Origin of the sequence: Bosea sp. NBC_00550, from assembly GCF_026020075.1 — a bacterium.
Taxonomy (GTDB): Bacteria; Pseudomonadota; Alphaproteobacteria; order Rhizobiales; family Beijerinckiaceae; genus Allobosea.
Map to the genome: position 1 here is coordinate 4,289,119 of NZ_CP102772.1, position 14,018 is coordinate 4,303,136.

The 14,018-nt window shown below is 66.8% G+C and carries 17 protein-coding genes; 6 read left to right on the top strand and 11 right to left on the bottom strand.

Annotated elements, in window-relative coordinates; genetic code table 11:
- Positions 1 to 66 precede the first annotated feature (66 nt).
- Complete coding sequence (gene dnaK / locus NWE53_RS20635) at positions 67 to 1,980, top strand: molecular chaperone DnaK (protein WP_265051224.1); 1,914 nt, start codon at positions 67 to 69, stop codon at positions 1,978 to 1,980.
- A gap of 152 nt (positions 1,981 to 2,132) precedes the next feature.
- Positions 2,133 to 3,263 carry a molecular chaperone DnaJ gene (gene dnaJ, locus NWE53_RS20640; RefSeq protein WP_265051225.1) on the top strand — a complete coding sequence of 377 codons (1,131 nt, stop codon included), beginning with the start codon at positions 2,133 to 2,135 and terminating at the stop codon, positions 3,261 to 3,263.
- Positions 3,264 to 3,331: 68 nt separating this feature from the next.
- Here the strand turns inward: dnaJ and NWE53_RS20645 are convergent, their stop codons facing one another.
- Both NWE53_RS20645 and NWE53_RS20650 read right to left on the bottom strand, forming a co-directional pair.
- Positions 3,332 to 3,523: a CsbD family protein gene (locus NWE53_RS20645; RefSeq protein ID WP_265051226.1), complete on the bottom strand. Its 192-nt coding sequence runs from the start codon at positions 3,521 to 3,523 to the stop codon at positions 3,332 to 3,334.
- Between the two features lie 80 nt (positions 3,524 to 3,603).
- A complete protein-coding gene (locus NWE53_RS20650) occupies positions 3,604 to 4,425 on the bottom strand; it encodes a helix-turn-helix domain-containing protein (RefSeq protein ID WP_265054967.1) in 822 nt (273 codons plus the stop codon).
- 132 nt (positions 4,426 to 4,557) lie between these two features.
- Between NWE53_RS20650 and NWE53_RS20655 the strand changes: the two genes are divergently transcribed.
- Positions 4,558 to 4,992, top strand: coding sequence for a hypothetical protein (locus NWE53_RS20655; RefSeq protein WP_265051227.1), 435 nt, complete (start codon positions 4,558 to 4,560; stop codon positions 4,990 to 4,992).
- Between the two features lie 275 nt (positions 4,993 to 5,267).
- On the opposite strand, the gene NWE53_RS20660 is transcribed toward NWE53_RS20655, so the two are convergent.
- The 5 genes from NWE53_RS20660 to NWE53_RS20680 are packed head-to-tail and all read right to left on the bottom strand — an operon-like array spanning position 5,268 to position 8,308.
- Positions 5,268 to 6,068 (bottom strand): MetQ/NlpA family ABC transporter substrate-binding protein, encoded by an 801-nt coding sequence (locus NWE53_RS20660; RefSeq protein WP_265051228.1) that lies wholly within the window; start codon positions 6,066 to 6,068, stop codon positions 5,268 to 5,270.
- Positions 6,069 to 6,109: 41 nt separating this feature from the next.
- On the bottom strand, positions 6,110 to 6,775 hold the full coding sequence (locus tag NWE53_RS20665) for a methionine ABC transporter permease (protein ID WP_265051229.1): 666 nt from the start codon (positions 6,773 to 6,775) through the stop codon (positions 6,110 to 6,112).
- On the bottom strand, positions 6,765 to 7,871 hold the full coding sequence (locus NWE53_RS20670) for a methionine ABC transporter ATP-binding protein (RefSeq protein ID WP_442864860.1): 1,107 nt from the start codon (positions 7,869 to 7,871) through the stop codon (positions 6,765 to 6,767). The genes NWE53_RS20665 and NWE53_RS20670 overlap by 11 nt, the downstream gene beginning before the upstream one ends.
- Before the next feature lie 7 nt (positions 7,872 to 7,878).
- The gene (locus NWE53_RS20675) at positions 7,879 to 8,052 is read right to left on the bottom strand and encodes a hypothetical protein (RefSeq protein ID WP_265051231.1); all 174 of its coding nucleotides are present in this window, start codon (positions 8,050 to 8,052) and stop codon (positions 7,879 to 7,881) included.
- Positions 8,053 to 8,059: 7 nt separating this feature from the next.
- Positions 8,060 to 8,308: a hypothetical protein gene (locus NWE53_RS20680; RefSeq protein WP_265051232.1), complete on the bottom strand. Its 249-nt coding sequence runs from the start codon at positions 8,306 to 8,308 to the stop codon at positions 8,060 to 8,062.
- A gap of 411 nt (positions 8,309 to 8,719) precedes the next feature.
- Between NWE53_RS20680 and NWE53_RS20685 the strand changes: the two genes are divergently transcribed.
- Together NWE53_RS20685 and NWE53_RS20690 are read left to right on the top strand one after the other, a co-directional pair.
- A complete protein-coding gene (locus tag NWE53_RS20685; protein ID WP_265051233.1) occupies positions 8,720 to 9,097 on the top strand; it encodes a hypothetical protein in 378 nt (125 codons plus the stop codon).
- A gap of 100 nt (positions 9,098 to 9,197) precedes the next feature.
- The gene (locus NWE53_RS20690) at positions 9,198 to 9,677 is read left to right on the top strand and encodes a copper chaperone PCu(A)C (protein WP_265051234.1); all 480 of its coding nucleotides are present in this window, start codon (positions 9,198 to 9,200) and stop codon (positions 9,675 to 9,677) included.
- Positions 9,678 to 9,779: 102 nt separating this feature from the next.
- Here NWE53_RS20690 and NWE53_RS20695 read toward each other — a convergent pair whose 3' ends face one another.
- Both NWE53_RS20695 and NWE53_RS20700 read right to left on the bottom strand, forming a co-directional pair.
- Positions 9,780 to 10,709 (bottom strand): dihydrodipicolinate synthase family protein, encoded by a 930-nt coding sequence (locus NWE53_RS20695; protein ID WP_265051235.1) that lies wholly within the window; start codon positions 10,707 to 10,709, stop codon positions 9,780 to 9,782.
- Between the two features lie 26 nt (positions 10,710 to 10,735).
- Positions 10,736 to 11,422, bottom strand: coding sequence for a fumarylacetoacetate hydrolase family protein (locus tag NWE53_RS20700; RefSeq protein ID WP_265051236.1), 687 nt, complete (start codon positions 11,420 to 11,422; stop codon positions 10,736 to 10,738).
- A gap of 216 nt (positions 11,423 to 11,638) precedes the next feature.
- On the opposite strand from NWE53_RS20700, the gene NWE53_RS20705 reads away from it, so the two are divergent.
- Complete coding sequence (locus NWE53_RS20705; protein ID WP_265051237.1) at positions 11,639 to 11,848, top strand: cold-shock protein; 210 nt, start codon at positions 11,639 to 11,641, stop codon at positions 11,846 to 11,848.
- Between the two features lie 136 nt (positions 11,849 to 11,984).
- On the opposite strand, the gene NWE53_RS20710 is transcribed toward NWE53_RS20705, so the two are convergent.
- Positions 11,985 to 13,223 (bottom strand): multidrug effflux MFS transporter, encoded by a 1,239-nt coding sequence (locus tag NWE53_RS20710; RefSeq protein ID WP_265051238.1) that lies wholly within the window; start codon positions 13,221 to 13,223, stop codon positions 11,985 to 11,987.
- Positions 13,224 to 13,366: 143 nt separating this feature from the next.
- Positions 13,367 to 14,005, bottom strand: coding sequence for a glutathione S-transferase family protein (locus NWE53_RS20715; RefSeq protein WP_265051239.1), 639 nt, complete (start codon positions 14,003 to 14,005; stop codon positions 13,367 to 13,369).
- Positions 14,006 to 14,018: the final 13 nt, after the last annotated feature.

The following is a 14,018-nucleotide window of genomic DNA, read 5'->3' on the forward strand; positions in this document are numbered from 1 at the left end:
TGGGCCGGCAGGTGACGGGAATGCGTCGCCGGCCGGCGATCTGCTCAATCGAAAGGGATCCCATCCATGGGTAAAGTCATTGGTATCGACCTCGGCACGACCAACAGCTGCGTTGCAGTGATGGAAGGCACCACGCCGAAGGTCATCGAGAATTCGGAAGGCGCGCGCACCACGCCCTCCATCGTCGCCATCACGGATGACGGCGAACGCCTTGTCGGCCAGCCGGCCAAGCGCCAGGCCGTCACCAATCCGGAGCGCACCTTCTTCGCGATCAAGCGCCTCATCGGCCGGACCTTCGAGGATCCGATGACGCAGAAGGATCTCTCGCTCGTTCCCTACAAGATCAAGAAGGCTTCCTCGGGCGATGCCTGGGTCGAGGCTGACGGCAAGGACTATTCGCCGTCGCAGATTTCGGCCTTCACCCTGACCAAGATGAAGGAGACGGCGGAGGCCTATCTCGGCCAGCCCGTCACTCAGGCCGTCATCACGGTTCCCGCCTATTTCAACGACGCCCAGCGCCAGGCGACGAAGGATGCCGGCCGCATCGCCGGCCTCGAGGTGCTCAGAATCATCAACGAGCCGACGGCGGCCGCGCTCGCCTACGGCCTCGACAAGAAGCAGGCCGGCACCATCGCGGTCTATGACCTCGGCGGCGGCACCTTCGACGTCTCGATCCTCGAGATCGGCGACGGCGTCTTCGAGGTGAAGTCGACCAATGGCGACACCTTCCTCGGCGGCGAGGATTTCGACATGCGCCTCGTCGAGTATCTCGCGGACGAGTTCAAGCGCGAGCAGGGCATCGACCTGAAGAAGGACAAACTCGCGCTCCAGCGCCTGAAGGAAGCCGCCGAGAAGGCCAAGATCGAGCTCTCGACCACGGCCCAGACCGAGATCAACCTGCCCTACATCACGGCCGATGCCTCGGGTCCGAAGCACCTCGCCATCAAGCTCTCGCGCGCCAAGTTCGAGAGCCTGGTCGACGACCTGATCCAGCGCACCATCGAGCCCTGCAAGAAGGCGCTCAAGGATGCCGGCCTGTCGGCGGGCCAGATCGACGAGGTCGTCCTCGTCGGCGGCATGACCCGCATGCCGAAGGTCCAGGAGGTCGTGAAGCAGTTCTTCGGCAAGGAGCCGCACAAGGGCGTCAATCCTGACGAGGTCGTCGCCATCGGCGCCGCGGTTCAGGCCGGCGTGCTGCAGGGCGACGTCAAGGACGTGCTGCTGCTCGACGTGACCCCGCTCTCGCTCGGCATCGAGACGCTGGGCGGCGTGTTCACCCGCCTGATCGACCGCAACACCACGATCCCGACCAAGAAGAGCCAGGTCTTCTCCACCGCCGAGGACAACCAAAACGCGGTGACGATCCGGGTCTTCCAGGGCGAGCGCGAGATGGCGGCCGACAACAAGCTGCTCGGCCAGTTCGACCTGATGGGCATTCCGCCGTCCCCGCGCGGCATGCCGCAGATCGAGGTGACCTTCGACATCGACGCCAACGGCATCGTCTCGGTGACGGCGAAGGACAAGGCCACCAATAAGGAGCAGCAGATCAAGATCCAGGCTTCGGGCGGTCTCAGCGAGGCCGACATCCAGAAGATGGTGAAGGATGCGGAGGCCAACGCCTCCGAGGACAAGAAGCGCCGCGAGCTGGTCGAGGCGAAGAACCAGGGCGAGAGCCTTGTGCATTCGACCGAGAAGTCGCTGAAGGATTATGGCGACAAGGTTTCGGAAGCCGACAAGGCGGCGATCGAGACCGCGGCCGAGGCGCTCAAGACTGCCCTGACCGGCGAGGATCCCGAGGCCATCCAGGCGCGCACCAACGAGCTGATGCAGGCTTCGATGAAGCTCGGCGAGGCGATGTATGCCGCCAGCCAGGCCGAAGGCGCCGCTGCCGAAGGCGAGACGACCGAGGAAGCCAAGAAGGACGACGTCATCGACGCCGACTTCAAGGACGTCTCGGACGACAAGAAGAAGAGCGCGTAACCGGCGCTCGCCTTCTCCTGGGACGTCATGGCCGGGCTTGACCCGGCCATCTCGTTACGAGAAGGCATCGCGAAGAAAAACGCTTTCCTGCCGGAGATGGCCGGGTCAAGCCCGGCCATGACGCATGAGGCGGCGAAGGGGCTGTTCGATCGATGTCGAAACGCGATTACTACGAGATCCTTGGCGTCAGCCGGACCGTGACGGAAATCGAGCTGAAGGGCTCCTTCCGCAAGCTCGCGATGCAGCATCACCCCGACAAGAATCCCGGCGACAAGGAAGCCGAGATCAAGTTCAAGGAAATCAACGAGGCCTATCAGGTCCTCTCCGACGGCCAGAAACGCGCCGCCTATGACCGCTTCGGCCATCAGGCCTTCGAGAATGGCGGCGGCGCCGGCGGCAATGCCGATTTCTCCGACTTCATGTCGGACATCTTCGATTCCTTCTTCGGCGATGCCCGTCGCGGCGGGCCGCGCAGCGCCAATGGCCGCGAGCGTGGCGCCGATCTGCGCTACAATCTCGAGATCGGGCTGGAGGACGCCTTCACCGGCAAGAACGCCTCGATCCGCGTGCCGACCTCGGTCTCGTGCGAGGCCTGTTCGGGCACGGGCGCCAAGCCGGGCTCGAAGTCGCGGCAATGCCCGACCTGCGGTGGCCATGGCCGGGTGCGCGCCAATCAGGGCTTCTTCTCGGTCGAGCGGACCTGCCCGACCTGCTCGGGCCGCGGCGAGATCATCGACGACCCCTGCAAGAACTGCCAGGGCGCGGGCCGCGTCACGCGCGAGCGCACGCTTGCGGTCAACATCCCCGCGGGCGTCGAGGACGGCACGCGCATCCGTCTTGCCGGCGAGGGCGAGGCCGGCCTGCGCGGCGGGCCGGCGGGCGACCTCTACATCTTCCTCTCGATCAAGCCGCACGCGATCTTCCAGCGCGACGGCGCCGACCTGTTCTGCCGCGTGCCGATCGGGCTGGTTTCGGCCGCGCTCGGCGGCGAGATCGAGGTGCCCACGCTTTCGGGCGAACAGGCGCGGGTGAAGATCCCCGAGGGCACCCAGACGGGCAAGCAGTTCCGCTTGAAGGCCAAAGGCATGAGCGTGCTGCGCTCGCGCGAGGTCGGCGACCTCTACATCCAGGTCGTGGTCGAGACGCCGCAGAAGCTCACAGTGCGCCAGCGGGAATTGCTCGAGGAGTTCGAGCGCGAGAGCTCGCACAACAACCACCCGGAGACGGCCGGCTTCTTCGGCCGGGTGAAGGACTTTCTCGGCGGTCTCGGCGGCACGGCCTGACCGGCACCCGGGCATAGATACAAAAAGGGCCGCCTTTCGGCGGCCCTTTGCGTTTTGAGGCCGGTGCCTCAGACCTTGTCGACGGCCTTCTTGACGGCGTCCTTGCCCTTGCCGATCGCCTGCTGGGCTTCGCCCTTCAGCTCCTGCGCGGCGCCCTCGGCTTCCAGGTCCGGCTTGTTGAACGCCTTGCCGGCGGCCTGCTTGACGTTGCCGGTGGCCTCGTTGGCCATACCCTTGATCTTGTCGGTCGTGCTGCCCATTGCGAAGCTCCTCTTGGTTCCGGTGCGACATCCGTCGCGTCGGGTAAGGAACGGAGCCTGGGCTGAAAGGTTCCGGGCGATCATGCCGTTCCGCTGCCGCTTGCGGCGAGGGCATGCAGCGCCTCGGCCGTGGCGGTATCGGCCGGGAAGAAGGTTTCGAGCGCGAGCTCCGAAAGCGTGATGTCGACCGGTGTCCCGAACACCGTGGTCGTCGATATCAGCGAGAGCACGGTGTCGCCGAGCCGCAGCTGCATGGGCACGACGATGCCGGCTTCGGCTTCGGGCTCATGGCGCGCCTTCGTCGCCTGGCTCGGATGCGGGTACTCCGAAAGCTCGCTCAGCAGGGCGCCCAGCGTGCCGTCTGCCGTCGATCGGACCTGCTGGCGCAGCCGGGCCAACAAATGTGCGCGCCATTCGCCGAGATTGAGGATGAAGGGCGCGAGTCCGTCCGGGTGCAGCGACAAGCGCAGCACATTGACCGGCGGCCGCAGCAGCTCCGCATCGGCGACGAGGCTGAGCAGGCGGGTAACCGCGCCGTTCGCCGCGAGCAGCGTCCAGTGCCGGTCGATCGCGATTGCCGGATAGGGCTCATGGCCCTTGAGGATGAGGTCGATCGCGCCCTTCGCCGCTTTCAGCGACGGGTCTTCCAGCGGGCGCGCCAGATAGACCGGCGCATAGCCGGCGGCCAGCAGCAGCGCGTTGCGTTCGCGCAGCGGGACAGCGAGGTGCTCTGCGAGCAGCAGCACCATCTCGCGGCTCGGGCGCGAGCGGCCGCTCTCGATGAAGCTCAGATGCTTCTGCGAGATCTCGGCCTCGAGCGCGAGGTCGAGTTGGCTGAAGCGGCGCAGCTGCCGCCAGTCGCGGAGCAGGGCGCCGATGGAGGGGGCGTGATGCATGGTCATGGCAGGCAAGCTAGCGATCCCGGCGGACCGTTCCAATTACCTCCCGCTTAATCGACGCGTCCCCGCGAACCCGTCAGCATTCTCCGCATCGACAACGGGCTTTCCGCCCAACAAGCCGCAAGGAGAAATGCCATGTCGCTCATCCAGTCCTCGCCGTTCCTGCGCAACGCTCTCGCGCTCGATGCCGCTGCCTGCGCCGGCATGGCTCTGCTGCTCGCCACCGCCGCCGGCCCGCTTGCCGCGCCGCTCGGCCTGCCGGAAGGCTTCCTGCGCGGGTCCGGCCTCATGCTGCTGCCCTGCGCGGCGCTGCTCGGCTTCCTCGCCAGTCGCAAGCTCCTGCCGCGCCTCGTGGTTTATGCGGTCATCGGCGGCAACCTCGTCTGGATAGCCGACAGCATCGCGATCCTGCTGTTGGGCTGGTTCGCGCCGACGGGGCTCGGCATCGCCTTCGTGCTGGCGCAGGCAGCCGCCGTTGCCATCGTCACCGAGCTCGAAGTGATCGGCTTTAAGCGCTCGCCGGCGCAGGCCGCGATAGCGCTGGGCGCGGATGGCGCGGGCCTGCGCTAGGCCTGTCACGCGGCCGCCGCATGGTTCCCGGCCGGCGGATTCCGATCTTGTCAGCGGGGCCGTTCCACGCGCCAGAGCGTGGCATCATGGGCAACAAGGGGGGCGACCTCTTCGTGGTCACCGAACGACGGCGTCGACGATTCCTCCGGCGAGACCCGGTGCTCCGCCTTCGGCCCGCCTCGGCGCTGAGCGTCGGAAAACAAAAAGCCCCGGATGCACGCATCCGGGGCAGTTGCCTGGCTATATGACTGGAGAGCCAGGTGGGGAGGAGACGGTCACCAGCCGGCGAGAACGGCGCCCTTGAAGCGCTCGGCGACGAAGGCCTTGATCTCGGGCGTGTGGTAGCTTTCGAGCAGCGTCTTGACCCAGGGCTTGTCCTTGTCGGCGCTGCGGATGGCGATGAGGTTGACGTAGGGCCCCTTGGCATCCTCGCGCAGGATGGCCGAGGCCGGGTCGATCTTGGCATCGACGGCGTAGTTGGTGTTGATCGCGGCGGCGGCGACATCGGCCAGCGAACGCGGGGTCTGGGCGGCCTCGATCTCGATGATCTTGAGCTTCTTCGGGTTGGCCGTGATGTCGGCCACGGTCGGCTTGAAGCCGACGCCGTCCTTCAGCTTGATGATGCCCCTGTCCTGCAGCAGCAGCAGCGAGCGGCCGCCATTGGTCGGGTCGTTCTGGATCGCGACGGTCGAGCCGTCAGGCACCTCGGACCAGCTCTTGTACTTCGACGAATAGATGCCGAGCGGGAAGTTCACTGTCAGCCCGACGCTCTCGATCTTGAAGCCGCGGTCCTTCACCTGGTTGTCGAGATAGGGCTGGTTCTGGAAGGAATTGGCCTCCAGCTCGCCGGCGTCGAGCGCCTGGTTCGGCACGACATAGTCGGAGAACTCGATGATCTTGAGGTCGATGCCCTTCTTGGCGATGAGCGGCTTCACCTTTTCGAGGATTTCGGCATGCGGGCCCGGCGAGACGCCGATGCGCACGACCTGATTCTGCTGGGCCAGCGCCGGGCCGGCGGCAAGGGCGAAGGCGAAGCCGGCGGCAAGGGCGGCGCGGCGGCTGAGGGAGGTCGTCATGATGGTGGTTTCCTTTGACATGAAGCGGATGGAATGTCGGATCAGGCGTGGCGCAGGCGCTTGTTGAGGCGGCGCGCCAGGCGGTCGCCGATGCTCTGGACGAGCTGGACGAGGACGATGAGCACGGCGACGACGGTCGCCATCACATCGGGCATGAAGCGCTGGTAGCCGTAGCGAATGCCGAGATCGCCGAGCCCCCCGCCGCCGACCGCGCCGACCATGGCCGAGAAGCCGATCAGGCTGACGATGGCCAGCGTCAGGCCGAGCACGATCGCCGACAGCGCCTCGGGCACCAGCACCTTTCTGATGATCTGGACGGGCGTGGCGCCCATGGCGCGGGCAGCCTCGACCAGGCCCTGATCGACCTCGCGTATCGCGCCCTCGATCAGGCGGGCGATGAACGGCGTTGCCGCGACGGTCAGCGGCACGATCGCCGCTGCTGTGCCGATGGAGGTGCCGGCGAGCAGCCGTGTGAACGGGATGATCGCCACGACCAGGATGATGAAGGGCGTCGAGCGGGTGGCGTTGACCAGCACGCCGAGCAGGGCATTGGCGGCAGGTGCCGAGAACAGCTCGCCCCGCTTGCTGGTGGCGAGGAAGACGCCGAGCGGCAGCCCCAGCAGCGTGCCGATGCCGGCCGCTGTCGCGACCATGATCAGCGTGTCCAAAGTCGATTGCCAGATCAGGCGGATGATTTCAGGAGACATGGCCGATCACCTCCGCCTTGAGTCCCAGGCTCTTGAGGGCGCCGAGCACGGCTTCGCTCTCCGGCGCGCGCGAGGGCACCGAGACGAGCAGGCTGCCGAAGGGCTGCCCGGCGATGGCGTCGATGCGTCCCGCCAGGATGTTGACGTCGATGCCGACGATGGCGCTCAGCCGGCTGATCACGGGCGCGGTCGCGTTCTCGCCGATGAAGGTGATGCGCAGGACGAGATTGTCGCCCGGCCGTGCCTGCGAGCGGATGCGGCCCGCGAGATGCTCGGGCACCTCGACCCCGGTCACCGCCTCGACGAAGCGGGCCGTCGTCGGATGCTGAGGGTTGGTGAAGACGGAGAAGGTCTCGCCCTCCTCGACGATCCGCCCATCCTCGATCACCGCGACCCGGTCGCAGATCTCCTTGATCACCGGGATCTCATGGGTGATCAGCAGGATGGTGATGCCGAGATCGCGGTTGACCTGCTTCAGCAGGGACAGGATGGAGCGGGTCGTCTCGGGATCGAGCGCCGAGGTCGCCTCGTCGCAGAGCAGCACCTTCGGATCGGTGGCGAGCGCCCGGGCTATGCCGACGCGCTGCTTCTGCCCGCCCGAGAGCTCGGCCGGATAACGCGCGCTTTTGTCGGCGAGCCCGACGAGCGCGAGCAGCCTCTCGACCTTGGCGGTGATCTCGGCGCGCGGCGTGCCGGCGATCTCCAGCGGCAGCGCGACATTGTCGAAGACCGTGCGCGAGGAAAGCAGGTTGAAGTGCTGGAAGATCATGCCGATCCGCCGCCGCTGTGCCCGCCAGCCGGCCTCGGTCAGGTTCGTGACGTCCTCGCCCTCGATCAGGATGCGCCCGGCGGTGGCGCGCTCGAGCCCGTTGACCAGGCGGATCAGCGTCGACTTGCCGGCGCCGGAGCGGCCGATCACGCCGAGGATGCTGCCGGCCGGCACGTCGAGATCGATGCCGGCGAGCGCGCTCACGGCCTGCTGGCCGCTGCGCCCGGCATAGGTCTTGCCGACCTGCTCGAAGCGGATGGCCGTATCGGGAACGGCGATGGGCAGGGCGCCGGCCGCGAGCGTGCCGGGTCTGACGGGGGCGTTCATCATGTCCTCAGAAATGAGTATGGCAGGACCAGTGGGCGATACCGAGCTGCTCGATCGTCACGTCGTGGATCGAACGGCGCCGGTCGTCCACGCTCGTGGCGTCGAGCGGGTCGAAGCTGGCGGGAACGGCGCGGGCGAACCAGGCTGCCAGGGCGTTCCAGAGTGGCGACAGGAGCTGCATCTTCGCCTCACGAGGCCAGTCGAAGCGAGCTGGCGCGTCGCGGCGCGGCGAGCCGGCGGGCGGCGCTTTCCGCCGCGCCCGGGCTGGCGAAGCGGCGCCCGTCCAAAGCGTGGAAAGCCGAGGAAGCGGCGATGAAGGTGAAGTCGCGCTCGTCGGCGCGGCGGCTGACGAGACCGATCTGGGCCTCGCCGATTTCGATCACATAGGCCTGCTGGGCCGGGCGGGTCCGGCTCGAAGCGGAGTAAAACTGGGACATGGCTCTGCCTTTCGCCGCTCTTGCGGCGTTCGTCGAAACGATCGGATGGAAGCGGCCTTGCGGCCCTGCGATCTCAGCGTCGACAGCAACAGAGAGAGTGGCGGAAGCGGATTTGGCTTCGGCTCGTTTTCGCAATGGCCATGTCAGTCTCCTCGGTCTGGAGCCCACGACCCAGTCGTGGCGCTTTAGCGTTTGGTGACGCGGCGCAAGCTGCTCGCTCAAATCTCCGCGGTGCCTGGATCGCTCCAGGAACGATCTGCAATCTGGCGGTGGTCGTCCTCTTTGTCAATCGGTTCGTTCTTTTAAAGAAACTCAGGCAAGGAGAATAATCTTCTCCAATCGTATGTCCGGAGTGCGGCCTGCGGCATCGCGCGGCTTGACGGCAGGGCGGAAGCGGCGCCATTTGCCGCCATGCCGGCTCGCGCCACCCTTCTTGACCGCCTGCGCCGCTCCGGGCTCGGAGTCTGGCTCGCCGTCGCTTATGCCTGGGCGGTGCTGGCGCTGGCCCTCGCTCCTGCGCCCGCGCAGGCGGCTTTCATCGCGCAGAACGGCGCCGTCCTCTGTTCCAGCATGCCCGTTCCCGGCGATGCCGCGCCGGTTCCGCTTGGCGATCTCGTCCATTGCAAGGGCTGCCCGCTAAACCCGATCCTCGCTGGTTCGGCAGCCGATGGCGTGCCCTCGGTCGGGCGTTCCGTCGTCAGCCTGCCCGTGCCGCTCCCGCTGGCGGAAGGCCTGGCGCATCGCTTCGCCACCGGCCTCGCGCATTCGCGCGCCCCGCCGGCCGCCTGACGTTTCTTCCCCGATCCGTCGATACGTCGCCGGCCTCACGGGGGCGGGCGACATGCAATCTGGACTGCGTCAGCGGTCCTCTCCGTTCAGGACACAAGCCATGAAGCTTTCCTATTCGCTCGCCGCGGCCGCCTTCGCGCTATCGGCCACCATCGCCTCCGCCCATGAGTTCAAGGCGGGCGCGCTCAAGATCGGTCACCCCTGGTCGCGTGCGACGCCAGCCGGCGCGAAGGTCGGCGGCGGATATCTCAGCATCGAGAACACCGGTTCGACGGCGGACCGGCTGGTCTCGGTCTCCGTTCCCTTCGCCGCCCGTGCCGAGGTTCACGAGATGGCGGTGAAGGACGGCATCATGACCATGCGCCCGCTTGAGAATGGCGTGGACGTCCCGCCCGGCGGCAAGGTCGAGTTCAAGCCCGGCGGCTACCACATCATGTTCATGGAGCTGAAGCAGCAGCTGAAGCAGGGTGAGATGATGAAGGGCACGCTGACCTTCGAGAAGGCCGGCAATGTCGATGTCGAGTTCAAGGTCGACTCGATCGCCGCCAAGGGCGGCGAGGGCGAGCACAAGGGGCATTGAGCCCGGATACATGCGCGAGATGCTCGGGCTTTGACCCGAGCATCTCTTGCCTGAGATTCTCGGGTCGCCGTGCACGGCGCCCGGGAATGACGTTCTGGCCGATCAGATCTTCGCGCGCGGATCGTGCTTCGCGATCCGGGCCAGCAGGTAATCGACCTCGGCCTTCGCGGCGGCGCTCAACGCCGCGCCCGGCTTGCGCTGGGCGTCATGCGTGAGGATGCCGCGCTTCATCATCGTGTATTTGCGCACGGCAAGGCCGACGCCCTGCTGCTGCTCGTAGCGCATCAGCGGCAGATGCGCGTCGAAGATGTCATGGGCTTCGTCACGCTTGCCGGCCTTCTGCAGCCGCACCACGTCGATCAGCAGCTCCGGGAAGGCATAGCCGGTATTGGCACCATCCGCGCCGCGCTCCATCTCGAAATCGAGGAAGAGCCCGCCATTGCCGGTCACGATCGAGATCGGCCGGAGCGAGCCTTCCGCCTGGAACTTTCGCAGCGTCGAGATCTTCTCGAGCCCCGGCCAGTCCTCGTGCTTCAGCATCACGCAGGAGGGATTGTCTTGCACGATCTTGCGGATCACCGCCGGCGTCATCACCACCGACAGTGTCAGCGGATAGTCCTGGATGACGAAGGGGATGTCGGTCCCGATCGCCTCGACGGCCTGCGCGTAGTAGCCGGTGATCTGGTCGTCGGTCCGCAGGGACGGGGGCGGCGCGATCATCACGCCGCCGGCGCCGAGATCCATCACCTGTCGCGCGAGCGAGCGCATCGCGGCGAAGCCCGGCGCGGAGACGCCGACGATGATGGGCTTGCCGCCCATCTTCGCGACGGCGCGCTTGACCAGCCCGATCGATTCCTCCGGCTCCAGCTTCGGCGCCTCGCCCATGATGCCGAGCACGGTAACGCCGTCCGAGCCGATGCCGTGATAGAACTCGAACAGCCGGTCGGCCGAGGTCCAGTCGATGCTGCCGTCCGGGTTGAACGGCGTCGGCGCGATCGGGAAGACGCCGCTGGCGTCGGGTGTCAGGCGCATGATGCGCTCCTTGTCGTACGGTCGGGTCAGACGATGCGGGTGCGGACGGTGCCGACGCCGGCGATCTCGCCTTCCAGCACATCGCCCCTGCCGACCGCCGCGACGCCTTCCGGCGTACCCGTGAAGATCAGGTCGCCCGGCTTCAGCTCGACCAGCCCGGAGAGATAGGCGATCGTCTCCTCGACGTTCCAGATCTGCTTGGCGAGGTCGGAGGTCTGGCGCACGACGCCGTTGACGGTCAGTTCGATCTTGCCGGCGCTGGGATGGCCGGCATGGCTCGCCGGCACGATCTCGCCGATCGGGCCCGAGAGATCGAAGCCCTTGGCCATGTCCCAGGGACGCCCTGCCTTCTTGGCGGCGGCCTGCAGGTCACGGCGCGTCATGTCGAGCCCGGCTGCGTAGCCGTAGACATGGGCGAGCGCCTCGGATTCCGGGATGTCCCTGCCGCCGGTGCCGATCGCCACGACCAGCTCCATCTCGTGGTGGAGGTCCTTGGTCTTGCTCGGATAGGGCATGTCGGCGCCGTTGATCAGCAGCGCGTCGGCCGGCTTGGTGAAGAAGAACGGGTCCTCGCGATCGGGATCATGGCCCATTTCGCGGGCGTGCTCGGCATAATTGCGGCCGACGCAGAAGATGCGCCGCACCGGAAAGGAACCGCCCCCCGCGACCGGAACGGCCGTGACGGCCGGCGGATCGATCACATAATTGCTCATCGGGCAGCTCCCTCTTGCTCGCTTGCGCCGTTCATGCGGGAGCCGCGCGCCGACCGCAAGCGACTTGCGGCCTCACCAGGGCTGCGCGGGCGGCATTGCAGACCGCTCTTCGCATGCGCGGCAGAGTTTGTGCGGCGCGTCGTTGCAACCGTGACGATTTGCCTCCTACACTGCCTGACCGGACCGGTGCCGGTGGTCTTATGGAAGGAGTGACATGTGAGTACGGGAACCGTGAAGTGGTTCAATGAGACCAAGGGTTACGGCTTCATCACGCCGGACGAGGGCGGGAGCGACATCTTCGTCCATGTCAGCGCGGTGACGCGTGCGGGGCTGCGTGGGCTGAATGAAGGCCAGAAGATCAGCTACGACCTCGAGCCCGATCGCAAGACCGGCAAGAGCGCTGCGGTGAACCTGAAGGTCGCGTAGGACACGCGCGCGACAGCGGGAAGGCGAACGGCGGCACCCTTCCCGAGCCACAGCGAATCTCTTTCGCTCACGAGCGGATTGAAGACGATTCCAGGCATGCCCGTCGCCGCTGGCGGCGGAACCGAGGGCAGGCTCCTCAGGAGCGGCCCGGCGCCGGATGGAACAGCCGGCCTTTTTCCACGATCAGCACGGTGACGAGCGCCGCAAGGCCGCAAAGCGCGAAGCCCAGCGTGATCGGGACGACCGTGCCGTTGAAGTGCTGGCCGATATAGAAGCCCAGCAGCGCCCCGATGACGGTGGTGACGAAGCCCTGCACCGAGGATGCCGTGCCCGCGACATGGCCGAGCGGCTCCATCGCCATGGCGCCGAAATTCGGGCCGATCAGGCCGAAGCAGAACATGGCGCCGCCCTGGAAGATCGCGAAGCTCCACAGCGATTCATAGCCGTTGAGGGCGACGAGCGCATGCGCGCCGGTCAGCGCGATATAGCCGAGCAGTGCCGCATGCGAGACGCGGCGCATGCCGAGCCGGCCGACGATGCGCGAATTAAGCAGGGACGAAGCGGCCATGAACATCGCGATCATCGCGAAGATCGTGGTGAACAGCTCCGGCGCGTGGAAGACGTCGACGAAGACCTGCTGGGCCGAGTTGATGAAGCCGAACAGCCCGCCGAGGACGAAGGCCATGGCCAGCATGTAGCCGACGCCGATACGGCTCGTCAGCGTGCTGCGGAAGGCGGCGGCGACGCTTGCGAACGCGATCGGCTTGCGGTCCTCCGGGTGCTGGGTCTCCGGCAGCTTCACCGCGACCCAGAGCAGCACGGTGGCACCGAAGGCGGTCAGCACGCCGAAGATCCAGCGCCAGGGCGCGATCCAGAGGATCGCCTGGCCGATCGAGGGCGCCAGGATCGGCACGGCCAGGAAGACGATCATCGCCAGCGACATGACGCGCGCCATGTCGCGGCCGGAATAGCAATCGCGCACGATCGAGACGACCAGCACGCGCGTCGCTGCCGCGCCGACGCCTTGCACGACACGCGCGACCATCATCGCCTCGAACGAGCCGGCGAAGGCTGCGGCGATGCTGGCGAGGACATAGATCACGAGCCCGATGATCAGCACCGGGCGGCGGCCATAGCGATCCGAGATCGTGCCGTAGAAGATCTGCGAGATGCCGAAGCCGAGCAGATAGGCGGTGATGATCCACTGCCGCTGGTTGGCCTCGGCGATGCCGAGCGCCTCGGCCATCTGCGGCAGGGCCGGCAGCATCGAGTCGATGGCGAGCGCATTCGTCGCCATCAGCGCGGCCGCGAGGCCTACGAAAGGATAGAAGCCCATGCCGTGGCGCGGCCGGGCAATGACGGACATGTCATTCATGGTGATCGCGAAAGTTGCTGTAGGGCCCGGCGGCTGCAACCGGGCGGCAGCGGCGGACCATCGAACCGCAGAATTAGACGCGCCGGCAGGCTGCGGCAACCCGCCTTGCCGGCCAGGAGCCATGCACCGGGCGCGATTCCGGCTCAGTCCGCCTTCTTCTGCATTTCGGCCATCAGCGCGTTGTCGATCTCGTCGGCCCGCCGTGCGGCCGGCCGACCGGACAGTCGCGCGCCATAGGCTTCGAAGGCCGGCCGCTTCTCGATCGTTCCGAACTGCAGACCCCAGAGTATCTGTGCGCCGACATAGACGTCGGCGGCGCTGAAGCGGTCGCCGAGCAGATATTCGCCCTGGCTGACGGCCTGTTCGAGCGTATCCATCACGTCGCCGAAGGTGCCGTAGCCCATCGATCGCGCCCGTTCCGGCGGGACTTCGAAACCGAAGGCCTTGTTGCTGACGGCGGCCTCGATCGGGCCGGCGGCGAAGAACAGCCAGCGATAATAGGGGCCGCGCAACCGGCTGTCGGCCTCGGGGGCGAGCCCGGCTTGCGGGAAGGCATCGGCGAGATAGGCGCAGATCGCCGCGCATTCCGTGACGACGGTGTCGCCATGCACCAGCGTCGGCACCTTGCCCATGGGATTGATCGCCTTGTAGTCCGCGCTCTTCATCGGCGCGCCGAAGCCGACGATCTCGGCGCGGTAGGGCTGGCCGATCTCCTCCACCATCCAGCGCGCGATGCGGCCGCGCGACATCGGGTTCGTGTACAGGACGAGTTCATCCGTCATGAGCTTTGTCTCC